Below are 23,938 nucleotides of genomic sequence, written 5' to 3' on the forward strand. Positions count from 1 at the left end.
AAACGACATTCCGGGGCGCGCAGTTCCGTCTTTGTCTCAGAGCTTTCGTGACTGTCCGATGCCCCCTCTGCTGTTGTCTTCTGCCGGCCCGCGCCCGCGCCCGTGGGCGTCGTTCCTGCTGGCCATGGCGTTCATCGCCCTGGCCGGCGCGGCGCATGGCGCGCCGCCCGAGGCCAACGCCAGCGGCGTGTTCCTCAACGCCGCCGGCGACGTGCTGACCGCGCGCCATGCGGTGGCGGACTGCCGTTCGCTGTTCGCCCTCAAGGGTGCGCAGGTGGCGCAGGCCCGGGTGATCGCCGAGAGCGCCGAGCTCGACGTCGCGGTGCTGCGCACCACCCTCACGCCGTACCTGCACGCCACGCTCGCGGCGGACGCGCGCACGCAGGCCCCGGGCAGCGTGGGCGTGTTCACCGAGGCTTATGCGGTGCTGCAGCGCATGCCCGATCGCGCGGCGTTGCTCAGCAACGCTATGACCGTGCCCGGCGTGGAAGGCCTGCAGCTGCTGTCGGGCGTGCAACCCGGCGCCAGCGGCAGCGCGGTGCTGGGTGCCGACGGCCTGCTGCTCGGCGTGGTGGTCGAGCGTGTCGCCGCCGCGCCGCATGCGTCGGGCATGGTGCTCAGCCGCGCGGCCTCGGCCGCGGGCGTGGCGGGCGGCGTGACGCGCGTGCGCGCGGTGCCGGCGGCGCGCCTGCGCGATTTCCTGGATGCCCACGGCATCGCCTACACGGAAAGCCGCGAACCGCAGCTCGGCCCGCAGCAGTCGCCCGCCGCGCGGGCCTCGACCCTGTCGGTCGGCGTGCTGTGCGGCTGAGCGTCCTTCTTCGACTTTTCATTGGAACTCCCATGACCTTTTCTTTCGGCAAGACCCGCGGCTGGCGCCGCCTGCGCCTGGCGCTCGGCGGGCTCGGCCTCGGGCTGTCCGCCGCCGCCGCGCCCCTGGCCGCATCGGCGCAGGCCCAGCCGCAGGTGCCGCAGCACTGGATCAGCTACGCCAACCTCGCGAGCAACCAGCTGCAGTCGTCGCTCAGCGACCCGGCCAGCGACACCGTGGTGCGGCTGCACACGTGGATGCAGGACCGCATGCTGAAAGAAGGCCAGCCCGTGCCGCCCGCGCCGGTGGTGGTGCGCGTGTGGGTCGCGGGCAGCGGCAAGGTCGAGCGCGTGGCCTTCGATTCGCTGGGCGATGCGCAGGCCGACACCGACCTGCGCGCGCTGCTCACCGCGCAGCCGCTGGCCGAGCCGCCGCCGCGCGACATGCGCCAGCCGATGGTGCTGCAACTCACGCTGAGCTTTGTCGCGCGCACCTGACCGATCGCGCCGCCTCTGCGTGGCGCTGCTGGGCCTTGCGGCTGCAGTGCCGCTGCACGCCGCCATGCCCTGGCCCGTGCCGGGGCTCGCGGCGCTGGTGAAGGCCTTCGGGCCGGCCGTGGTCCACATCGGCGTGGAGCGGCCGTCGGCGCCGGCGCGCCGTTTCAGCGACCGCTGGCTGCTGCGCGCACCGCCGGCCGAGGCCGACGAGAGCAGCCTGGGCAGCGGCTTCCTCGTGAGCGCCGACGGGCTCATCCTCACCAACGCGCACGTGGTCGCGCACGGCACGCAGATCCGCGTGAAGCTGCCCGACCGGCGCGAGTTCCGGGCGCGGCTCATCGGCCTGGACGCACTGGCCGACGTGGCCTTGCTGAAGATCGACGCGACCGGCTTGCCCACGGTGCGCATCGGCGACCCGGCGGACGTGGAGCCCGGCGACGGCGTGGCCGCCATCGGCTCGCCCTACGGCTTCGGCAACTCGGTGACGGCCGGCATCGTCAGCGCCAAGGGGCGGTTGCTGCCGGGCGCGGAGTCGATGCAGTTTTTACAGACCGACGTGCCGATCAACCCCGGCAATTCGGGCGGGCCGCTGTTCAACCTGCGCGGCGAGGTGATCGGCATCAACTCGCGCATCTACAGCCGAAGCGGCGGTTACCAGGGGCTGTCGTTCGCCATTCCCATCGACGCCGCCATGCGCATCAAGGACCAGCTGCTGGCCACCGGCACCGTCACGCGCGGGCGCATCGGCGTGTCCGTGCAGGAGGTGGGGCAGGCGCTGGCCGACACCTTCCGCCTGCCGCGCCCGGCCGGCGCGCTGGTCACCGACGTGGAGTCGCGCGGCGCGGCGGCGCGGGGCGGGCTGAAGACCGGCGACGTGATCCTGTCGGTGCAGGGCCGCGAGGTGGTGCAGGCGGCCGACGCGCTGGGCTTCATCGCCGAGCAGGTGCCGGGGCAGCGCGCGCGCCTCATGGTGTGGCGCGACCGCGCCGAGCACGTGGTCGAGGTGAAGGTGGAGGGCTACGACACGCCGCGCCTGCAAGGCGATGCGGCGGCGGCGGCCTCGGTGCCTTCGCGCCTGGGCTTCGCGGTGCGCCCGCTGGCGCCGGCCGAGCGGCAGTTCCTGCGCGTGGAGGGCGGGCTGCTGGTGCAGCGCGTGAACGTGGCGGCGTCGCGCGCGGGCGTGCAGCCGGGCGACGTCATCCTGGCGCTCAACGGCCAGCCGATCGACAGCGCCGAAGCCCTGGCCCAGGCGCTGGAAGGGGCCGACGGCACGGCGGCGTTGCTGGTGCAGCGCGCGGGGGCGCGGATCTTCGTGCCGATCTGCGCGCAGGCCGGGTCGCCGAAGTGCTGAGAAGGCCTCGCGCTGACCGGCCAAGTCATCCGAACGTCATGCAGCGAACCTAGCATCCGCTTCGACATGCCCCCCGGGCCGTGGCTTTCGCCGGGCGTATCGAACTCATGCGGCATGCACCTCCTTCCTTTCCTCTCGTCTCCCTGGCCGGCATCGCGCTGGTCGCCTGCATGACCGGGCCGTGGATGAGCGCCCGCGCGCAGTCCGACGCGGCGCCGCTTCGGCCGCAGGCCGCGCGCATCGCCTTCGACATCGCGGCCCAGCCGCTGGCCGCCGCGCTGGAGCAGTACGGCCGCGCGACCGGACTGCCCGTGTTCTTCGATGCCGAACGCGTGGCCGGACGTCACGCCGCGCCCGTGCACGGCCTGTTCGATGCGCAGGCCGCCCTCGATGCGCTGCTCGCGGGCACGGGCCTGGTCGCCGACGACGCCGGCGTGGGGGCCACGACCGCCTTCGTGCTCCGACTCGCTCCGGCAGTGCCCGCGCCGGCACGCCCGGCTGATGCGGTGCAGGCCGCGCCCGCCACCCCGCACCGCGGCTACGACGGGCTGGTCCAGACCCGCGTCTGGGAAGCCCTGTGCGCCCACCCGCGCGCAGCACCGGGCGGCTACCGCGCCGCGATGCGCTTCGTGATCGACGGCACCGGCCGCATCGCCCATGCCTTCCTGCTGCACACCAGCGGCGAGCGCGCGCGCGACGACGCCATCCTCGACACGCTGCGTCAGCTGCGCATCGACCGCGCGCCGCCGCCGGACATGGCGCAGCCGCTCACGATGCTGATCCTGCCGCGCTCGCAGACGCCCGGGCTCGAGTGCCCGGTGCGCCACTGACGCCACCGCCATGCCCGAGAACGCGCTGCCCGCGTTGCGCGACTTCCTGGTCGCGCGCTACGACGAGCTCAAGCAGCGGCTTGCGCGGCGGCTGGGCAATGCCGAGCGCGCCGGCGATGCGCTGCAGGACACCTGGCTGCGCCTGGAAAGCCGCGACGACATCGACGGCGTGCACGACCCCGCCGCCTACCTGCTGCGCGTGGCCGTCAACCTGGCCTACGACCAGGTCGCGAAGCAGGGGCGCCTGGCCACGTCCGACGAGATCGAGGCGCTGCTCGACGAAACGCCCGACCCCGCGCCGGGGCCCGCGCAGATCGCGCAGGACCGCGCGGAGCTGGCCGCGCTGCGCGCGCTCATCGAGCGGCTGCCGCCACGGCGCCGGCAGGTGCTGGTGATGGTGCGCTGGCAGCACCTGCCGCAGCGCGAGGTGGCGGCGCGGCTGGGCATCTCGCTGCGCACGGTGGAGAAGGAACTCAAGGAAGCGCATGACCACATCGCCGCCCGCATGGGTCGAACGCCCGAAGCAAAGGAGCCGCATGAAAAATAAAGTGCGGTTCACCGCGTCGAGAGCCGTCTCATGGGTATGCGACATCTTTCAGCGCGCACGGGTTGAAGCCCCGATGACCCCGCCCGATGCACACGCCCAGGCCTTGCGCGAAGCGCAGGCCTGGCTGCGCCGGCTGTCGTCCGGCGCGGCCACGCAGCACGACGTCGAGGGCTTTCGCCGCTGGCGCGATGGCAACCCCCAGCACCAGCCCGCGCTGGCGCAGGCCCGACGCCTGTGGCAAGCGCTCGACCCGGCCATCGGCGGCATGCCGGCCGAGGTCCAGCGACCCCCTGTGCTGTCGGCGCGGCCGGTGGCTGCGCGCCGCGCGTTCCTCGGCGCGGCGGTGGGCGCGGCCGGCGCCGCGGGCGTGGCGGTGGTCTCTCCGCCGCTGGGCCTGTGGCCGTCGCTCGGCGAATGGAACGCCGACTACCGCACGGCCACTGGCGAGCAGCGCGCGGTGCAGGTGGCCGAGGGCGTGGACTTGGTGCTCAACACGCAGACCAGCGTGCAGCGTCGCAGCGTCGAGGGCCGCGTCGTCGGCATCGACCTGATCGCAGGCGAGGCGGCCCTCGACCTGGTGGCCGGGCCGCAGCCCTTCGGTGTGGTGGCGGGTGCGGCCCGCAGCGAGGCGCAGGCCGGTCGCTTCGAGGTGCGCTACCTCGCCGGCCGGGGCTGCGTGACCTGCCTCGAAGGGCGCGTGCGCGTCACGCACGCGAAGGGCACGCGCGATCTGCAGGCCGGCGAGCAGGTGCTGTACGACGCGGCTTCGCTCGGGCCGGTGGCGGCTGTGGCCACCCGCGAAGCCTCGGCCTGGCGCAGCGGCGTGCTGGTGTTCCGGCAGACGCCGCTGGCGCACGTGATCGAGGAGATCAACCGCTACCGGCCTGGCCGCGTGGTGCTGCTGGCGCAGCGCCTGGCCGGGCGCGAAGTCAGCGGGCGTTTCGCCATCGCTTCGCTCGACACGGTGCTGGTGCAGATCCAGCGCTCGTACGACCTCGAGGCGCGTGCGCTGCCGGGCGGCGTGCTGCTGCTTAGCTGATGAATGTGACAGCCTGATTGGCCCTCGCGTGCACTCAGGATTGGTCCAGAAACTTAGCGGTTTTGTTTGCGTCTGTCGGTCTGTCCAGTAAGGGGCACGGATTCCGTGCCGGTGCATTTCATTCTTTACTGGGCGTCAGATGAACACACACGAGGGACACCGCAGCCGCCGCCAGGGCGCTGCCGTGCAGGCGAGGAGCTTCCGGATTTCGCCGCTGGCACAGGCCATGGCGCTGGCACTGGCCGCCGGCGCGGCCACCGCGCCGGCGCATGCGCAGCGCGCCTTCAGCCCGACCTGGTTCAACGCCAAGGGCGCGGCGCAGGCCACGGCCACGGCCACCGGCCTGATGCCCAACGGGTCGCCGGCGGCGCAGCTCACGAGTCCGCTCGCGCAGCAGCAGCGCGCCAGCGAGCAGCTGCAGCAGTCGATCGGCAACCTGAACCTGGCGGCGCGCGGCATCGCGGCGCAGCAGGCGGCACAGGCGGCCGCGCGGCGCGCCGCGCAGAACGACCCCTCGGTGCCCGACGGCCTGACCGAAGGCGGCCTGAAGGTCGACACGAATTCGCTGACTGCCGGCTGGTCGAACGCGCGCGCACTGACCGGTGATTCGCAGCGGCAGGTCGACGGCCGCACGGTCGTCACCGTCGAGCAGACGGCCGACAAGGCGATCCTCAACTGGGAGACCTTCAACGTCGGGCGCAACACCACCGTGGCCTTCGCGCAGCAGAAAGACTGGGCGGTGCTCAACAAGGTGAACGACCCGCAGGCGCGACCTTCGCAGATCCAGGGGCGGATCAAGGCCGACGGCACGGTGATGGTCGCCAACCGCAACGGCATCGTGTTCAGCGGCAGCAGCCAGGTCGACACGCGCAACCTCGTGGCCGCGGCGGCGCAGATCGACGACGCGCAGTTCCAGGCCCACGGCGTCTACGCCAACGGCAGCGCGCCCAACTTCAAAAACGCGCAAGGCCGCGTCGAGGTGCAGGCCGGTGCCAGGCTTTCCACGCCCGCACCCGCTTCGGCCACGCAGGGCGGCGGCTATGTGCTGCTGCTGGGCGCCGAGGTGCACAACGCCGGCGAGATCGCCACGCCCGGCGGGCAGACGATGCTGGCGGCAGGCGATCACTTCACCATCCGCAAGGGCGTGGGCACCGACGGCAACCTGGGCTCGACCACGCGCGGCAACGAAGTCGCGGTGACGCTGGACACGAACAGCCCGGCGGGCACGGTGCGCAACACCGGGCTGATCCAGGCGACCACCGGCGACGTCACGCTGGCCGGGCGCGAAGTGGTGCAGGGCGGCGTCGTCCTTTCCAGCACTTCGGTCAACACACGCGGCACGGTGCACTTGAACGCGACCGGCGCTGCGGGCCAGGTCCGGTTCGGCGAAGGCAGCACCACGGCCATCGTGCTCGACACCGGCGGCGCGACCGCGCTCGACAGCCAGCGCGCCGGGCTCATGGCGCCGGCGGTCCAGCTGGGCACCGGCAGCATCGTGCTGGCGGGCAACGACCGCCGCGACCTGTCGCGCGTCGAAGTCGCCAGTGGCGGCACGGTCGAGTTCCAGGCCGGCTCGCTCACGCTGGCCACCGGCGGCCAGGTGGTGGTCGACGCGAAGCAGCGAAGCCTCGTGCGCGAGGGTGCGCGCATCGACGTGTCGGGCGCGGTGGGCGTGAAGCTCGCGATGGAGTCCAACAACATCAAGATCAACGTGCAGGGCAACGAGCAGCGCGATGCGCCGCTCAACCGCGACAGCAAGAACCTCAACAACAACGACCTGTGGATCGACCGGCGCTCGCTGGTCTTCGTGCCCGGCGGCACCGGCGGCTACCAGGGCGAACGCTGGTACACCGGCGGCGGCCTGCTCGAGGTGGGCGGCTACCTGGGCACGCAGGCGCACGGCGTCGGCGAGTGGATGGCGCAGGGCGGCGTGGTGGGCTTCAGCGGCGGCGAGCTGGTCACGCAGCGCGGCGCGAGCATCAACATTTCGGGCGGCACGCTCGACGTGCTCACGGGCAAGCTCAACCAGAGCTGGCTCAAGGGCGCCGACGGGCGGCTCTACGAAGTGTCGAAGGCGCCGGGCGACCTGCGCTACACGGGCGTCTACAAGGGCTTCGAAGACGAGCACGCGCGCTGGGGCAAGAAGACGACGGGCTTCTTCTACAACCCGCTGATCGGCCCGCAGACGCGGCTGGAAAGCGGCTACACCGTGGGCCGCGATGCCGGCCTGCTCATCGTCGGCACCCAGGCCGCGGTGCTCGAAGGCGCGATCGTCGGCGAGACCTTCCAGGGCGACCGGCAGACGCAGGCGCGGCAGGCGGGGCTCGACGGCTACCAGCAGTCGACCGGCGCGGTGGCGCAGCGCGGGCAGCTCGTCGTGGGCCGCTACGACGCGTACTACGACAAGACGGCCGGTGCGATCCACCGGCGGCTCGATGCAGCGGGCATCAAGAACGTGGTGCTCGGCGACACGGCCGAAGGCATTGCGGCCGGTCTCGACCTCGCGACGGTGTTGCCGGCGGAACGCCGCGACACGCTGGTGCTCGATGCGGCGCAGCTCAGCGGCTTCCGACTGGGCGCGGTGCGCATCGCGGCCACCGACAGCATCGCGGTCGACAAGGCGCTGCAGGTCGGCGACGGCGGCCACCTTGTGCTGTACAGCCCGAACGTGAAGGTCAACGCCGACCTCGTCGCGCGCGGCGGCGACATCCATCTGGGCAACGTGCTCGAACAGATCAGCCTCAACTACCTGAAGGACACCAGCACGCTCAACGCGCCCGACGGCGGCACGACCTCGGTGGTGCTCGCAGGTGGCGCGACGCTCGACACCCGCGGCCTGTGGACCAATCTGCCGAAGAACCCCGCAGACGCGGGCGGCGTGGCCTACCGCAACGGCGGCAGCGTGTCCGTGCGCAGCACCGGCGACGTGGTGCTGGGCACCGGCAGCGTCATCGACGTGTCGTCCGGCGCGGCGCTGTTGTCGAAGGCCAAGCCGCAAGGCGGCAAGGGCGGCAGCGTCACGCTCGAGGCGGACGGCTTCAACACGGGCAGCGGCCATGTCGCGCTCGACGGCGCGGTGCTGCGCGGCCACGGCGTGGACGGTGGCGGCACGCTGACCGTGCAGACGATGCGCGTCGCCATCGGCGACACCTCGGGCACGGCGCAGGCCGACACGTTGATGCTCGACGCCGGCTTCTTCGACAAGGGCTTCAGCCGCTACGCGCTCATCGGCAACCACGGCCTCACCGTGGCCGACGGTGCGCGGATCGACGTGACGATGCCGGTGTACCGCTTCGGCGCCCACGCGCAGGACGTCGCCACCGGCAGCCGTCCGGCCGACGCGCTCGAGGTGTGGACGCCGCCGCTCTACCAGGAAGACGCCACCAAGGCCGTACTCACGCAGCGCAAGGGCGCGAGCCTGTCGCTGCAGGCCGGCACGACGACCACGCTCGCCCAGGAACTGCCGACGGTGCAGGCCGTGGTGGGCAAGGGCTCCGCCATCCACGTCGACCCGGGCCAGGCCATCGAGGTGCGCAGCGCCGGCCAGCTCACGGTGGACGGCACGCTGCGCGCGAACAGCGGGCGCATCGTGCTGAAGACGGTGGACATCAGCGACCTCGAGGCCGACATTGCCAATGCAACGGCCCATGCCCGCTCGATCTGGATCGGCGGGCAGGCGGTGCTCGATGCGTCGGCGCACGCGGCCACCGCCACCGACACCACCGGCAAGCGCTACGGCCTGGTGCGCGACGGCGGCAGCATCGTGGTCGGTGGAGAGATCGATGCGGTGGGGAGCAAGGCCACCGCGTCGCAGAACTTCGTCGTCGTGCGTCCGGGCGCGCTGCTCGATGCCTCGGGCACGCACGCGGTGCTCGACGTGCCCGGCATGGGCGCCACCGACGTGGCGAGCAGTGGCGGCAGCATCTCGCTCGCGTCGTACAACGGGCTGCAACTGGACGGCACCCTGCGCGCCGTCGCGGGCGGCGAGCGCGCGGCCGGTGGCACGCTGGCCGTGGTGCTCGGCACACCGGGCCTGCGCCTGCACCTGGACCCGCTGCAGCAGGCGGAAGACCGCGTGCGCCAGCACCGCGTGCTGGTGCTGGGTGTGGAACAAGGCGCACCGCTCGCGCCCGACACCCTGCAGGCCGGCGTCGACGACGGTGCGCTCGCCTACGGTCAGGGTCGACTGGGCACCGACACGGTCCGGCGCGGCGGCTTCGACAGCCTCTCGCTGTTTGCCGGCTCCACGCTCGCCTTCGAAGACGGCGTTGACCTGCGCATGCGGCAGGGCCTGCAGATGTATGCCGGCGGCCTTGCGCTTGCCAAGGACGCACCCGACGACGCGCACGTGGCGCTGTCGGCCGCGCACGTGCGGCTGGCCGGCGCGATGCCGTCGTTCTCGCGTGAAGTCCTGAGGGCGCCCGTCGCCGAAGGCGGTGTGGTGCGCGTGCCGTCCGGCACCCGCCTCGATGTGGCCGGCGACCTGATCGACATCCGCGACGGCATGGGCTTCGGCGTCAACGGCAAGGTCCCCGTGCTCGACGGCGCGAGCGAAGCGCCCACGGTCGACCTGGCCGCCTTCGGCCATGTCACGCTGGCCAGCAGCGGCGACCTGCGCTTTCTGCAAGGCCGGCAGGACGTCGGCGTTTCCACGAGCCTCGTCGTGCCCGGCAGCCTGACCCTGCGCGCCGCGCAGATCTACCCGGCCACGGGCGTGGTGGCGCTGGTGTCCGCGGGCCTGGCGCCGGACGGCACCTACCGGCCCGACACGGCGCTGCGCATCGAGGGCACGGGTGCGAGCCCGGAGGTGCCGTACTCGGCCTTCGGTGACCTGTCGCTGCGCGCCGGCGTCATCGAGCAGGGAGGCGTGGTGCGGGTGCCGCTCGGGCAGCTGACGCTCGGCGATGCGCTCACCACGCAGGTCAGGCTGCTGCCCGGCAGCCTCACCTCGGTGAGCGGCGAGGGGCTGGACATGCCCTATGGCGGCACGGTCGACGGCATCAACTACCTGTACGACGGCAAGCAGGTCAAGCTCACCGGCGTGGGCGCGGGCGACACCTACAAGCGCAACCAGACGATCGGCCTCACGTTCATGGGGGCCAGCGTGCAAGGCCAGGAAGGCGCCACGCTCGACCTGTCGGGCGGCGGCAACCTCCGGGGCGCGGGCTTCGTGAGCGGACGCGGCGGCTCGACCGACGCGCGCTTCAGCCCGCTGATGCAGGTCGGCGCCCGCGGCGGCTTCACGCTGCCGGGGCTCGCGACGAACCCCGTGTATGCCATCGTGCCCGGCGTGCAGCCGGCGGTGGCACCCACCGGCGCGGAGAAGGGCGCGGTCGATCCGCTCGTGGGTCAGCACATCACCATCGGCGCCGGCGTGCCGGGCCTGCCCGCGGGCACCTACACGCTGATGCCCTCGACCTATGCGCTGCAGCAAGGCGCCTTCCGCGTGGAGCTGAACGGCGCGGCCGGCCTGGGCGCGCCCACCGGCACGCTGGCGATGCGCAACGGCTCGTGGCTCACGGCCGCGCAGCTGGGCGTGGGCCGCACCGGCATCGGCGACACGCTGTTCCGTCAGGCGATCGTGACTTCGGGCGAGGTGCTGCGCAGCTACTCGCAATACAACGAGATGGGCTACGGCGACTTCGTGCGCGCCGACGCGCTGCGCGTGGGCGTGCCGCGCGCCATGCTGCCGGCGGACGCGCGCAACCTGCACCTGAAGCTCGCGCCCGGCGCGGGCGCCGAGGCCTTGCGCTTCGACGGCACGGCGCGCTTCCAGGTGGGCGAGGGCGGGCGGGGCGGTTCCGTGGTGGCCACGAGCAGCGAGGAGCAATTGGGCCTCGAGATCGTCGCGGCCGGCGCGCCGGCGACGGCGGGCTTCCAGGGCGTCACGCTGGATGCGGGCGCGCTCAGTGGCATGGGCGCGTCGCGCCTGGTCATCGGCGGGTTGCAGGGCGCCGACTATGGGCAGAGCGGCAACGTCATCCAGACTGGCGACGGCGGGCAGAGCGTGGTGCTTCGCCAGGGGGCGGTGCTGTCCGCACCCGAGGTGTTCCTGGCCGCGGTGGGCGCGACCGAGGGCACGCCGCTCGGCGTGGTGGTCGAGCAGGGCGCGCGCATCCACACCCTGGGCCGTGGCAAGGCGGCCTACGATGCCGGCGACGGCTTCGTCTACGCCGCGACCGGCCAGATGCTGATGGTCTCCAACGGCCGGGTGAGCACGCTGCCGGTGCCACAGACCCAGGCCGCGTCGGACAACCGCAGCCTGCAGATCGGCGTGTGTGCCAGCGCGTCGTGCAGCGGGCAGACCGAGCTGTATTCCGAAGGCACCATCGCCATGGTGACGCCCGACCGCTTCGAGATGAACGAGGCGGTGCGCTATGGCACGCGCCACCTCACGCTGGCGGTGCGCGGCATCAACGTGGGCGACAGCGCCGCGCTGGCCGCCGCCGCACAGAACCACACGCTGCCGCCAGGACTGGCCATGAGCCAGGCCCTGCTCGACCGCCTGCTGCGCGGCGACCGGCAGTACGGCGCGCCCGCGCTCGAAACGCTGGAACTGAGCGCCAGCGGCGGCGTCAACTTCTTCGGCACCGCGGCGCTGGACACCATCGACCCCGCCACCGGCAAGGCGACGATGGCGCAGCTGGTGCTGGCCACGCCTGCCATCTATGGGCAGGGCGGCGCGGACGACGTGGCCACCATCCGCACCGGTCGCCTGGTGTGGCAGGGCGCGACCACGGCGCCTGCTGCCGTGGTGCGCGACGGCGCGGGCACCGGCAGCGGCACGCTGAACATCGAGGCCGAGCACATCGAGTTCGGCTACGGCCCCCACAGCCAGCCGAGCGGCCTGGAAGACGCGGGTCGCCTGGTGCTGGGCTTTGCCGACGTGAACCTCAAGGCGTCCGAGCGCGTGAGCGCCAACCACAAGGGCAGCCTCTCGGTCTACCAGTCGCAGGGCGCGTACGAAGCGGGCAAGGGCTACGCGTACAGCGGAGGCAACCTGAACATCGTCTCGCCGCTGCTGACGGGCGAGGCGGGCTCGGTGAACCGCATCACGGCGGGCGGCACGCTGCGCGTGGCCGCACCCGCGGGCGCGCCGGCGGCGGCCACCGGCGATGCGGCGCTGGGCGCCGAGCTGAGCCTGCGCGGACGCGATGTGACGCTCGACACCGCCGTGGCGCTGCCCAGCGGCAAGCTCACGCTGAGCGCCGAACGCGACCTCACGCTGACCGACCGCGCGGTGCTCGACCTGTCGGGCCGCGAGGTGGTGTTCAACGACGTGAGCAGGTACAGCGCCGGCGGCGACGTGGTGCTCGAAAGCCTGCACGGCAACCTGCGGCAGGCGGCGGGTTCGGTGATCGACATCTCGGCGAAGAACAACCGCGCCGGCACGCTGAAGGCGATGGCGCTCGACGATGCCGCCGGGGCAGTCGACTTGCAGGGCCGCATCCTCGGCGCGAGCAGCGGCCACTACGACGCGGGCGGCACGCGGGTGCCGTTCGCGGCGGGCAGCGTGGACGTGCGCGCGCGGCAGCTCGGCGATGCCGAATTCGCGGCGCTCAATCAGCGGCTGAACGACGGCGGTGTGTTCGGCGCGCGCAGCTTCCAGCTGCGCCAGGGCGACCTCGCCATCGGCGACGGCCTGAAGGCCGGCGAGGTGAACGTGTCGCTCGACAACGGCAGCCTCACCGTCACCGGCACCATCGACGCGAGTGGCGAGCGCGTGGGCCGCATCAGCCTCGCAGCGAAGAACAACCTCACGCTGGCCGGCAGCGCGGTGCTCGACGCGCACGGCCGCACGCTGCGCGTGGACAGCCACGGCCAGATCATCGATTCGCCGAACCGCGCGATGGTCGAACTCACGTCGAACGACGGGCAGCTCACGCTGGCCTCGGGTTCGCGCATCGACCTGCGCCACGGCACCGACGCCACGGTGGGCGGCGAACCGGGTCAGAACGATGGCAGGGCGCGCGGCACGCTGGAGCTCAACGCGGGCCGCACCGGCGAGACCGTGGGTGACATCCGCATCGACGCCAGCGGCACTCTCGCCATCGAGGGCGCGCGCTCCATCGCCGTGAACGGCATGTGGCGCTACGACGATGCGCGCTTCGGCACCGACGCCGCGGCCACCGGCCGGCCCTACCAGGTCATCGACCAGGCGTACCTCGACGCCAAGCACCTGCAGAGCACGGCCTTCATCGACCACGCGCTGGCCAACGGCGCGCTGATGAACGGCAAGCTCGCGGGCCTGAACAACGCCCGCTATGCCGATGCCTTCCACCTGCGCCCCGGCGTGCAGATCGTCAGCAAGACGCCCGACGGCGACATGGTGGTGCAGGGCGACATCGACCTGTCGGGCTACCGCTATGCGAGCGCCAACCCGCACACACCAAAGACCGGCGTGTACGGCTCGGGCGAGGTCGGCACGCTGGCCCTTCGCGCGGGCGGCAACCTCGACATCTTCGGCAGCCTCAACGACGGCTTTGCGCCGCCGCCCGCCACGCCGGACGACGGCGGCTGGCTGCTGCTGCCGGGCGTCAACCTGCTGCGCGGCGACACCGTGCTGCCGCGGGGCGGCGTGGTGCTGGCCGACGGCACGACCTTCGAGGGCGGCGCCGGCACGCTCAACTACGACCTGCCGATCAAGTCGACGGCCTTCGGGGCCGGGCAGGTGATGCCGGTGGCCAGCGTGCTGGCCAAGGCGCTCGAACTGAAGGTGGGCACGGTGCTGAGCGCCGACGTGCGCAACGCCTCGGGCGCGCTGCTGTTCGCGGCGGGCAGCATCGTGAGCGGCGCCAACGTGACGCTGCCGGTGGGCACGCGCCTGGGGGCCGGCATGCGCCTGCCGTCGGCAGCCACGCTGTCGGGCGTGGTGTGGCCCAAGGGCGTGCCGCTGCCCGGCGACGGCAAGAAGTTCGTGCTCAACGGCGCCCTCACGCTGCCGCTGGGCGCGCTGCTCCCGGCCGCGACCAACATCAAGCTGCCCGCCGGCGTGACCTCGGTGAATCTGCGCCCGGACGGCGCCGGCAGGCTGTGGGCCGCGGCGGCGATGCTGCCCGAAGGTTCGCAGTCGTGGTCGGTGCGGCTGGTGGCGGGGGCGGACCTGAACGCGGCCGACAACCGCATCGTGCAGGTGCATCCGGCGGCGGGCCGGGGCGACCTGCGGCTGGCGGACAGCCACTACGGCATGTTCGGCAAGCTGAAGCCCGGCGGCGAGGTGTGGAGCGTGGAAGGGTCCATCAACTTCGTGGGCGACGAGAGCATGGCTGGCAAGCCCATCGATTTCGCGGACATCCAGTACCCGGAGCTTTGCGTGGACCTTCCCAGCTATTGCGTCATCACCGCCCCGGAGTACAGCTACCTGCCGGGCAGCACGCGCTTCAGCGTGGTGCGCACCGGCGCGGCCGATCTCGACCTGCTGGCCGCTGGCAACCTGCGCATGGATTCGCTGTTCGGCGTGTACACCGCCGGCGCCTCGTCGCAGGCCACGCGGGCCGGCGACCCCTACAACCTGCCGCGCGCGGTGGGCGCCGAGGGCACGGTGCTCAACGACGCGAGCGGTGGCTACGAGAAGTTCGTCGATGGCGGCACGCAGAACCTGGCACGCGCCTGGTACCCCGCCTCCGGCGGCAACCTGACGCTGAAGGCCGGCGGCGACCTGACCGGCGACATGATGCTGGTCGCCGGGGGCAGCGGTGCGGGGCGGCCAAACCCCGCCGACAAGGGCTTCAGCAGCGGCGCCATCGGCAACTGGCTGTGGCGCCAGGGCACGGGCGACAGCTTCGGCGGCGCGCAGGACCAGCCCACGGCGTGGTGGATCAACTTCGGCTCCTATGTCGGCACGACCGGGGCGGCCGACAAGTTGCTCGGCTTCACCGGCTTCGGCACGCTGGGCGGCGGCGACCTGCGCGTGGACGTGGGCGGCAACGCGGGGCTGCAGGGACGGCGCGGCGCCAAGACAGATTCGTACGCCGACAGCCGGCGCAGCCAGGGCCTGGTGCTGGCGGTGGGCGGCACCGGCCGTGTGCTGGCCGACGGCAGCCTGAGCCTGACGGGCGGTGGCGACGTGCTCGTGCGCGTGGGAGGCGCCTTCAATCCGCTCCACACGCCCTACGTCGAGGGTGCCGGTGGCGACTCCGACGCCGGGCTCAACGGGGCCATCGTCAACCTTCGGGGCGACGTGCAGCTGCAGGCCGGCACCCTCGGCAGCCTGCCCCGGGTCTATGGGCTCTCCGAGCGGGCGCAGTCGCCCCGCGAGACCCGCGCCTACGACCTCTACACGGCAACCCGCGGCATGGCGCAAGGCGGCATCGTGCTGGCCCCGGGCGATGCGAACTACACGCTCGCCACGCGTGGCGACCTGGTGGTCAAGGGGGTGATCGATCCGACGCGCGTCGACCTCCCCAATGCCACGCCGTTCAGCGCCAACGGCCTGGAAGGACGGGGCCAGAGCTGGTTCACCCTGTGGACGCCGCACACGGCCATCCGCCTCTTTGGCGCAGGCGGCAACCTGGTGCCGGTGACGGGTGGCGCGGGCGTGCCCGTGACCGACTCGGCCTTCGTGTACCCCTCGATCCTGAGTGCGGTGGCCGCCAGCGGCAGCCTGTTCTATGGCGATGCGGCGACCTTCGACAACACCGGCACGGGCACGCCGCTGGTGCTGGCGCCCTCGGCCCACGGCACGCTGGAGTTCCTGGCCAGCGACTCGATCTATGCGGGAGGCAACACCGTGAGCCAGTCGGGCGCGGCGGCCTCTGCGCTGGCGACGCCGCGGCGTCCGGCGTTCCAGGGCACCGCCAGCAACGGCACGGTGCTCGGCAACCTGTCGGGTGGCAACAACCTGGACGGCGGCGGCGTGCGTCCGCTGTTCGCCTTCGGCCCCAACACGGTGTCGGGTGAAGCGGTGGGCACGCAGCCGGCGCGGTTCTACGCCGTGCACGGCGACCTGGTCGGCGTGAGCAGCGGGCGCATCCTGCGCTTCGGGCCTGACGATGCGACGCGTGCCGGCCAGACCTGGTACGAGGGCGCGCAACCGGTGTGGATGATGGCCGGGCGCGACATCGTCGCGAGCGGCACGCCCGTCGGGCAGACCGAGGCTTCGAGCGGCGTGGCGCAGACCTACTTCGAGAGCAGCGGCAACCTGTTCGCGCACGCAAGGCCGGGCGACATCTCGGTGATCTCGGCGGGCCGTGACATCCTGTTCAGCACCTTCAACGTGGCCGGCCCCGGCACGCTGGAGATCACGGCCGGGCGCGACATCCGCATGGAGAACAGGGCCTCGGTCAGCAGCCTCGGCGCTGTGGTGCCGGGCGACAGCCGGCCTGGTGCGGGCATCGCGATGTTGGCCGGCGTGGGCGCCCACGGGCCCGACTACGCGGGCTTCGCGCAGCGCTACCTCGATCCGGCCCACCTGATGCAGAGCGGCCAGCCGCTGGCCGACCAGGCCGGCAAGGTGGTGAAGAACTACAACCGCCAGCTCACGCTGGGCGACTGGCTGCGCGCCGAGCATGGCTACAGCGGCGACGACAACGACGCGGCGGCCTGGATGGCGCAGCAGCAAGCCCGTCTCGACGCGGACACCGGCACGCCGCGCCGCGTGCTCGCCAACGACTACCGGCAGGCGAGCCAGCTGTACCTGGTGAACTGGCTCGAAGCCTCGCAGGGCTACAGCGGCAAGGGCGGCGCACAGGAGGCGCTGGCCTTCTTCAACGCACTGCCGCCGGAACAGCAGCGCAGCTACCTGCGCGGCGTGTACTTCGCGGAGCTGAAGGAAGGCGGGCGCGAATACAACGACGAGAGCGGCGTGCGCTACGGCAGCTACCTGCGCGGGCGCAACGCCATCGCGTCGCTGTTCCCGGGAACGAGCTACAGGGGCGACATCACGATGTTCGGTGCGGCCGGCATCAACACGCTGTTCGGCGGCGACATCGCGCTGCTCACGCCGGGCGGACGCCAGGTGTTCGGCATCGAGGGCGCGGCGCCCAAGGCCGTGGGCACGCTGATTCCGGGCGTCATCACGCAAGGTGCGGGCGACATCTCGCTCTATGCGCTGGGCAGCATCCTGCTGGGCCAGAGCCGGATCATGACCACCTTCGGCGGCAGCGTGCTGGGCTGGTCGGCCGAGGGTGACATCAACGCGGGCCGGGGCTCGAAGACCACGGTGGTCTACACGCCGCCCAAGCGCGTGTACGACCGTTGGGGCAACGTGGTGCTGTCGTCGGACGTGCCGAGCACGGGCGCGGGCATCGCCACGCTGAACCCGATTCCCGAGGTGCCGGCCGGCGACATCGACCTGATCGCGCCGCTGGGCACCATCGACGCGGGCGAGGCGGGCATCCGCGTGTCGGGCAACGTGAACCTGGCGGCGCTGCAGATCGTGAATGCCGACAACATGGCGGTGCAGGGCAAGAGCACGGGGCTGCCGGTGGTGGCGTCGGTGAATGTCGGTGCCCTGACCAACGCCAGTGCAGCGGCGTCGCAGGCCACGGCGGCGGCGCAGGACGTGATGCAGCGCGAACGCGCGGCGGCGCGCCAGAGCCTGCCGTCGGTGTTCTCGGTGCGCGTGCTGGGCTTCGGCAACGAGCCCGCGTCGGGCGCGCTAGAGGCCCCCGAGATGCGGCGCAGGCCGGCGGAGCAGGCGAGCTACGACCCGTCGGGCTTCGTCCAGATGGTCGGGCACGGTGCGCTCACCGACGCGCAACTGGCGCGCCTGAGCGAGTCCGAGCGGCGCGGCCTGCCGCGCGGCCGCTAGCCGGCGACGCACCATGTCGCACGCCTGCCTGCTGCCCCGCGGCGATGCCGCGGGAGCCGCCCCTGCGCCGCCGGATGTCCAGCAACAGCTGGTGGCGCACTACGCGCAACTGCACCGGCGGCTGTCGCTGCACCTGGGGTGTGCCGATGCGGCCACCGAAAGCCTGCACGATGCCTGGCTGCGCCTGGGCGAGGCCGCCTTCACGGACACCTTGCAGCACCCCGTGGCCTACATCTTCCGCGTGGCGTGCAATGCCGCGATGGACCGCCTGCGCGCCGAGCGCCCCTGGCAGTACGCTGGCGAGGCGGAGGACACGCTGGCCCAGGTGGCCGATCACGCACCGGGGCCCGAGCTGATCGCCGAGGCGCGCTCCGACCTGAAGGCGGTCGAACGCGCGATGCAGGGGCTGCCGCACCGCCATCAAGACATCTTCGTGGCCTTGCGCGTGCACGAGCTGACGCGGCACGAGGTGGCGGTGCGGCACGGGCTGTCGCTGCGGCGGGTGGATTCCACGCTGCGCCAGGCGCTGCAGCGCCTGCCGACCGGTCGCCGCTCGGACATGCACGCCTGAGCCGTTGCTTTTGTATGCAATGTTTGCAAATGAAAACTAAAGGCCTATGATGAATTCATCATGGACTCCGCCCGACTCGACCTTCACGTGCCAGGTGGCTGGACGGGATGGTTCGAACTCACGCGCACCCCGAAGGGCACCTACGCCGGCATCGCGGCGCTGAGCCTGGACGGCATTCCGCGCTGCGCGCTGGTCATCACCCAGCAGTTGTCGTGGGACTCGGCCGTGGCGCGCGCGAACGTGCGCGCGGAGCACTTCGTGCGGCAGTGGTCCGAGCGCGCGCACTGACGAAGGCATTGGCTGCGCGCTCGCGCCGCGCGTGGTAGAAACCGCCACCCGTGGGCGCGGTCGTGCACCGCGCCGCGCGGCAGCGGCGTTTTTTCTCCTTCGCTCCCGTGCCCTTGCCCTCCCTCTTTTCTGTCGTTCATGCGCAACCTGTCCCCCCGGGCTGACGTGCCGCGCGCCCGGTGGTTCGCCTGGCTGCTGTGCAGCCTGGCGATGCTCGTGCTCGCCGGTTGCGCCGGCCTGCCGACCGAGGTGGTGCGCAAGCCCTCGAGCGCCATCACCGACGGCGCGGACACCGCGCTGGGCCGCCTCGTGCAGGCCGCCGCGCCGCCGGGCGAGCCGCTCAGCGGCTTCCGCCTGCTGCCGATGCCGCAGTTCTCGCTGCACGCGCGCATCGAGCTGGCGCGCCGCGCGCAGCGCTCCATCGACGTGCAGTACTACCTCGTGCAGAACGACGAGACCGGCCGCTACCTGCTGCGCACGCTGCGCGACGCGGCCGACCGCGGCGTGCGCGTGCGGCTGCTGGTGGACGACCTGTACACCGCGGGCGCCGACCCGCTGTTCACCAGCTTTGCCTCGCACCCGAACGTCGAGGTGCGCCTGTTCAACCCGTTCCCGGCCGGGCGTTCGCGCTTCGGCACGCGCTGGGCATGGTCGATCCTGGACTTCGACCGCGTGCACCGCCGCATGCACAACAAGCTGTTCGTGGTCGACAACACGATGGCGGTCATGGGCGGGCGCAACATCGCCAACGAGTACTTCCTGCGCGACGGCGGCTCCAACTTCATCGACATCGACACGCTGGTGGCCGGCGCCGTGGTGCCGCGGCTGTCCTCGCTGTTCGACATGTACTGGAACAGCCCCTACGTCTACCCCATCGAGTCGCTGGTGCCGCGCGGCGGCGAGTCGGCGCAGGCGCTGCGCGAGCGCTTCGACCGGCTCACCACGGGGCCCGAGACGCTGCACCCCGAAGAGCCCGAATCGACCGACCTGCTGGGCCACAACCCGCTGGCCAAGGACCTCAACGCCGGCAAGCTCGCGCTGAGCTGGGCGCGCGCCGAGGCGTACGCCGACGCGCCCGCCAAGGCGCTGGCGCCCACCGACGAAGGGCGCGGGCTGCCGGCCGACCAGGCCGCCGACAGCGTGCTCTACAACGTGCAGCGCTACCTGCGCGGCGCGCAGCACGGGGTGCTGCTGACCACGCCGTACCTGATCCCCGGGCGGGGCGGCATGGAGACGATGCAGATCGTGCGCGGCAACGGCGTGGGCTACACCATCGTCACCAACTCGCTGGCGGCCACCGACGAGTCGCTGGTGCACATCGGCTACCGGCGCTATCGCGCGCAGATGCTGCGCCTGGGCGTGGAGCTGTACGAGCTGAGCCCCAAGCGCGTGGAGCAGACCAAGCGCTTCGGCATCTACGGCTCGGCCAGCGGGCGGCTGCACGGCAAGTCGGCCGTGATCGACGGGCAGGTGGTGTTCGTCGGCTCGATGAACTTCGACCCGCGCTCGGCGCTGCACAACACCGAGATCGGCCTGTTCATCTTCAGCCCGCAGATCGCGCAGCAGCTGACCAGCCTGATCGGTTTCATGCGGCTGGACGGCGCCTACCAGCTGCAGCTGGGGCCGCGCGGCGGCATTGAGTGGGTGAGCCCGGCGTCGGGCGACGGGGCGGACACCATCCTGCACACCGAGCCCGAGACCCATTTCTGGGCCCGCTGGCGGCTGGAGCTGCTGGCGCCCCTGGTGCCCGAAAGCCTGCTGTAACGGCTTTTACGTTTACTGCTGCAAACGGCCGTTGAGGTACGGCTCGGGATCGACGGCGGTGCCGTTCTTGCGGATCTCGAAATGCAGCTTCACGCGGTCGGATTCGCTGTTGCCCATTTCGGCGATCTTCTGGCCCTGGCGCACCACGGCGCCTTCCTTCACCAGGATGGTCTTCGCGTGGGCGTAGGCCGTGAGGAAGGTTTCGTTGTGTTTCACGATGACCATGTTGCCGTAGGAGCGCAGTTCGCCGCCCACGTACACCACGCGGCCGTCGGCCGAGGCCACGATGGGGTCGCCCAGGTTGCCCGCGATGTCCAGGCCCTTGTTGCGCACGCCGTCGAAGCGGCCCACGGTGGTGCCGGCGGCGGGGCGGATGAAGAGGGCCTGGCGCGGTGGCGGCGGCGTGGCGCCTGGAACAGGCTGCTGCGGCGGCGTGGGGCCGGGCGTGGTGCAGGCGGCAATGCCCCCAGCCACGAGCAGCGTGGCGGCGGTTCGGAAAACAAAAGTCTGAAGGTGCATGACGCTGTTGGAACGGATTCGTTGCGGAGGGTTCCGTCGAAGGCCGACATCTCGGTGTCGGCCGCTCGGACGATGCTAGCAAACTCGCATCGCCGAGCCGTTCAGCAGCCCCTTCACTTGAGCGGAATCGGCGTGCCGCGATCGACCGGCACGGCCGTCACGCTGTTCTTGGGCGAGCCGTCGATCAGCAGGTCGGAGTAGGTCAGGTAGACCAGCGTGTTGCGCTTGGGATCGACCATGCGCACCACGCGCAGGCGCTTGAAGAGCACCGACAGGCGTTCGCTGTAGACCTCTTCGCGCTTGGGCAGCGGCTGCGTGATGCTCACCGGGCCGACCTGGCGGCAGGCGATGGAGGCCTCGGCCTTGTCCTCGGCCACGCCGAAGGCACCGGCGATACCGCCGGTCCGCGCGCGCGAGACATAGCAGGTGACGCCGCTGACCTTGGGGTCGTCGTAGGCCTCGACCACGATCTTGTGGTCGGGGCCGATGAGCTTGAAAGCGGTGTCGACCTCGCCGACCGTGTCGGCCTTGGCCGCCGAGGCCGCCAGGGCGAAGCCGAGGCTGGCGCCACAGAGGAGGGTGGCGCGCAGGGTCTTGAGCATGGGGAAATTTTTCAAACGATGCTGAGTTCGTGGACGCGGTCGAAGCTGCCGCGCTTGCGGTCTTCGAAGTAGTGTTCGAGCGCCTGGCGCACGGTGCGAAAGGCGATCTCGTCCCAGGGAATCTCGTCCTCGGTGAACAGGCGCGCCTCGATCGTCTCGTGGCCCGGGTCGAAGCGGTCGTCGAGCAGGCGGGCGCGGTAGAACATGTGGACCTGGCCCACGCGCACCACGCTGATCACGGCGAACAGGCCCTCGATCTCGAAGTTCGCGCCGGCCTCCTCGTCGGTCTCGCGGGCCGCGCCCTCGGCGGTGGTTTCCTCGAGCTCCATGAAGCCCGCGGGCAGCGTCCACTTGCCCCAGCGCGGCTCGATGTTGCGCTTGCACAGCAGCACCTTGTCGCCCAGCACGGGGATGGTGCCCACCACGTTCAGCGGGTTCTCGTAATGGATCGTGTGGCAGGCCGGGCACACCGCGCGCTGCTTGGTGTCGCCGTCGTCCGGCACGCGGTAGACCACCGCCGTGCCGCAGTTCTTGCAATGCTTGATGGGTACGCGAAGGAGCATGAAGCGGGACCGCGCGGGCGTCAGACGATCTTGACGGTCAGCGCGGGCAGGCCCGCGACCTGGCCCACCAGCGTGTCGCCGGCCACCACGGCCGCGACGCCTTCGGGCGTGCCCGTGAAGATCAGGTCGCCGGGCTGCAGCTCCCAGGCCGCCGACAGGTGCTCGATGGTCTCGGCCACGTTCCAGATCAGCTTGCTCACGGTGCTGCGCTGGCGGTCTTCGCCGTTCACCTGCAGCGAGATCTCGGCCTGCTCGGCGTTGCCGGCCTGCGCCACGGGCACGATCGGGCCGATGGGCGCGCTCTGCTCGAAGCTCTTGCCGATGTCCCAGGGGCGGCCCTGCTTCTTCATGTCGTTCTGCAGGTCGCGGCGCGTCATGTCCAGGCCCACGGCGTAGCCGTAGATGTGCTTGTGGGCGTCGGCGGCTTTGATGTTCTTGCCGCCGGTGCCGATGGCCACCACGAGTTCGATCTCGTGGTGCAGGTTCTTCGTGAGCGTGGGGTAGGCCATGGTGCCGGTCTGGCCCGCATCGACCGTCACCAGCGCATCGGCCGGCTTCATGAAGAAGAAGGGCGGCTCGCGGCCGGTGAAACCCATTTCCTTGGCGTGATCTTCGTAGTTGCGGCCCACGCAGTAGATGCGGTGCACCGGGAAGCGTGCGGGCTGACCGGCCACCGGCACCGAAACGGTGGCCGGCGGGGCGAAAACAAACTCGGAAGCCATGGGAAGGTGTCCTTTTTCAGCGAAGCGGGAGGGGAGACCGGCAGTGTGCCAGAGGCGGCACGGGCTTGCCGGCACGCCGGACTCGGGATTTTGCGGCGGCCCACAATAGGCGCTTCTGCGCGTTTCCCCGACCTCTTTTCTCTCTCGCTCCACCATGCCCATCCGACTCGGCAAAGCCGGCAAGGCCACCGCCTTCAACGAACTCGGCCGCGAACGCGACGAGGCCGGCGACCAGGACGGCGCCCTGGCCGCCTATGCGCAGGCCAGCGCCATCCATCCGTACTGGTCGGCGCCCTGGTACAACGCCGGGCTCATCCACAAGTACCGCGGCGACTGGGCCGCGTCGTTGCAGGCCAACGCCCGCGCCGTGCAGTGCGAGCCGGGCAACGAAGGCGCGCTGTGGAACCTGGGCATCGCGGCCACCGCGCTGGGCGACTGGCCCACGGCGCGGCGCGCATGGCGCCAGTACGGCATCGGCATCCCGGACGGTGAAGGGCCGGTCGACTATTTCGTCGGTCTCACGCCCATCCGCGTGCACGGCGACGAGGCCAGCGAGGTGGTCTGGGCCGACCGCATCGACCCGGCGCGCGCCATCCTGCGCAACGTGCCCACGCCCGCCAGCGGCCACCGCTACGGCGACCTGGTGCTGCACGACGGCGCTGCCAACGGCTACCGCCGCCGCGGCGAGCGCGAGGTGCCGGTGTTCGACGCGCTCGCGCTGATCGCGCCGTCGGACCACGCGACCTACGAAGTGTTCGTCGAAGAGGTGCAGGCCGAGGCGATCGATGCGCTGGTGCGCCGCTTCGAGGACGCGGGCCTCAGCGCCGAGAACTGGACCAGCAGCATGCAGGTGCTGTGCAAGGCCTGCTCCGAAGGCCGCCCCGACGACCAGCACAACCATGCGCCCGGCGAGCCACCCGCGGCCGAAGGGCCGTGGCACCTGGGCATCGCTGCACGCGAAGAAGCCGCGGCGCGCGGCCTGCTCGATGCGTGGCAGCAAGAACACCCCGAAGCCCGGCTGCGCGATTTCCGCTGCGCATTGCCGGCCACACCACGCTCCTGAGAGGGCGCTATCCTCGAGAA

15 protein-coding genes are annotated in these 23,938 nt (G+C 71.7%); 11 read left to right on the forward strand and 4 right to left on the reverse strand.

Going from position 1 to position 23,938, the window contains the following annotated elements; genetic code table 11:
• Window positions 1–58: 58 nt before the first annotated feature.
• The 10 genes from AC07O4_RS02275 to AC07O4_RS02320 all read left to right on the forward strand — a co-directional run bounded on the left by AC07O4_RS02275 (window position 59) and on the right by AC07O4_RS02320 (window position 20,449).
• On the forward strand, window positions 59–811 hold the full coding sequence (locus AC07O4_RS02275; RefSeq protein ID WP_495303643.1) for a S1 family peptidase: 753 nt from the start codon (window positions 59–61) through the stop codon (window positions 809–811).
• 32 nt (window positions 812–843) lie between these two features.
• Window positions 844–1,308: a YbaB/EbfC family DNA-binding protein gene (locus AC07O4_RS02280; protein WP_495303644.1), complete on the forward strand. Its 465-nt coding sequence runs from the start codon at window positions 844–846 to the stop codon at window positions 1,306–1,308.
• Window positions 1,292–2,659 carry a trypsin-like peptidase domain-containing protein gene (locus AC07O4_RS02285; protein WP_495303645.1) on the forward strand — a complete coding sequence of 456 codons (1,368 nt, stop codon included), beginning with the start codon at window positions 1,292–1,294 and terminating at the stop codon, window positions 2,657–2,659. The genes AC07O4_RS02280 and AC07O4_RS02285 overlap by 17 nt, the downstream gene beginning before the upstream one ends.
• 107 nt (window positions 2,660–2,766) lie before the next feature.
• Window positions 2,767–3,489, forward strand: coding sequence for a TonB C-terminal domain-containing protein (locus tag AC07O4_RS02290; protein ID WP_159276308.1), 723 nt, complete (start codon window positions 2,767–2,769; stop codon window positions 3,487–3,489).
• Window positions 3,490–3,499: 10 nt separating this feature from the next.
• Window positions 3,500–4,036, forward strand: coding sequence for an RNA polymerase sigma factor (locus AC07O4_RS02295; RefSeq protein WP_492684144.1), 537 nt, complete (start codon window positions 3,500–3,502; stop codon window positions 4,034–4,036).
• A 73-nt stretch (window positions 4,037–4,109) separates the two neighbouring features.
• A complete protein-coding gene (locus AC07O4_RS02300; protein ID WP_495303646.1) occupies window positions 4,110–5,075 on the forward strand; it encodes a FecR family protein in 966 nt (321 codons plus the stop codon).
• Between the two features lie 139 nt (window positions 5,076–5,214).
• Window positions 5,215–17,826: a filamentous hemagglutinin family protein gene (locus tag AC07O4_RS02305; protein ID WP_495303647.1), complete on the forward strand. Its 12,612-nt coding sequence runs from the start codon at window positions 5,215–5,217 to the stop codon at window positions 17,824–17,826.
• Window positions 17,827–17,839: 13 nt separating this feature from the next.
• Window positions 17,840–18,397 carry an RNA polymerase sigma factor gene (locus AC07O4_RS02310; RefSeq protein WP_495303648.1) on the forward strand — a complete coding sequence of 186 codons (558 nt, stop codon included), beginning with the start codon at window positions 17,840–17,842 and terminating at the stop codon, window positions 18,395–18,397.
• A 60-nt stretch (window positions 18,398–18,457) separates the two neighbouring features.
• The gene (locus AC07O4_RS02315; RefSeq protein WP_070061133.1) at window positions 18,458–18,685 is read left to right on the forward strand and encodes a hypothetical protein; all 228 of its coding nucleotides are present in this window, start codon (window positions 18,458–18,460) and stop codon (window positions 18,683–18,685) included.
• A gap of 138 nt (window positions 18,686–18,823) precedes the next feature.
• Window positions 18,824–20,449, forward strand: a complete 1,626-nt coding sequence (locus AC07O4_RS02320; RefSeq protein ID WP_495303649.1) for a phospholipase D family protein — start codon at window positions 18,824–18,826, stop codon at window positions 20,447–20,449.
• Window positions 20,450–20,461: 12 nt separating this feature from the next.
• On the opposite strand, the gene AC07O4_RS02325 is transcribed toward AC07O4_RS02320, so the two are convergent.
• The 4 genes from AC07O4_RS02325 to AC07O4_RS02340 form a co-directional block, all read right to left on the reverse strand.
• Entirely contained in the window at window positions 20,462–20,968 is a 507-nt protein-coding gene (locus tag AC07O4_RS02325; RefSeq protein WP_062480281.1) for a murein hydrolase activator EnvC family protein, read from the reverse strand.
• Window positions 20,969–21,081: 113 nt separating this feature from the next.
• Complete coding sequence (locus AC07O4_RS02330; protein ID WP_062480278.1) at window positions 21,082–21,570, reverse strand: CreA family protein; 489 nt, start codon at window positions 21,568–21,570, stop codon at window positions 21,082–21,084.
• Between the two features lie 11 nt (window positions 21,571–21,581).
• Window positions 21,582–22,133 carry an NUDIX hydrolase gene (locus tag AC07O4_RS02335; protein ID WP_062480276.1) on the reverse strand — a complete coding sequence of 184 codons (552 nt, stop codon included), beginning with the start codon at window positions 22,131–22,133 and terminating at the stop codon, window positions 21,582–21,584.
• A gap of 20 nt (window positions 22,134–22,153) precedes the next feature.
• Window positions 22,154–22,855 (reverse strand): fumarylacetoacetate hydrolase family protein, encoded by a 702-nt coding sequence (locus AC07O4_RS02340; protein WP_070061132.1) that lies wholly within the window; start codon window positions 22,853–22,855, stop codon window positions 22,154–22,156.
• Between the two features lie 154 nt (window positions 22,856–23,009).
• Here AC07O4_RS02340 and AC07O4_RS02345 point away from each other — a divergent pair, with 154 nt between their 5' ends.
• Window positions 23,010–23,918 (forward strand): tetratricopeptide repeat protein, encoded by a 909-nt coding sequence (locus AC07O4_RS02345; protein ID WP_095947101.1) that lies wholly within the window; start codon window positions 23,010–23,012, stop codon window positions 23,916–23,918.
• Window positions 23,919–23,938 lie beyond the last annotated feature (20 nt).

Source organism: Variovorax sp. GW821-FHT09D04, assembly GCF_059416405.1.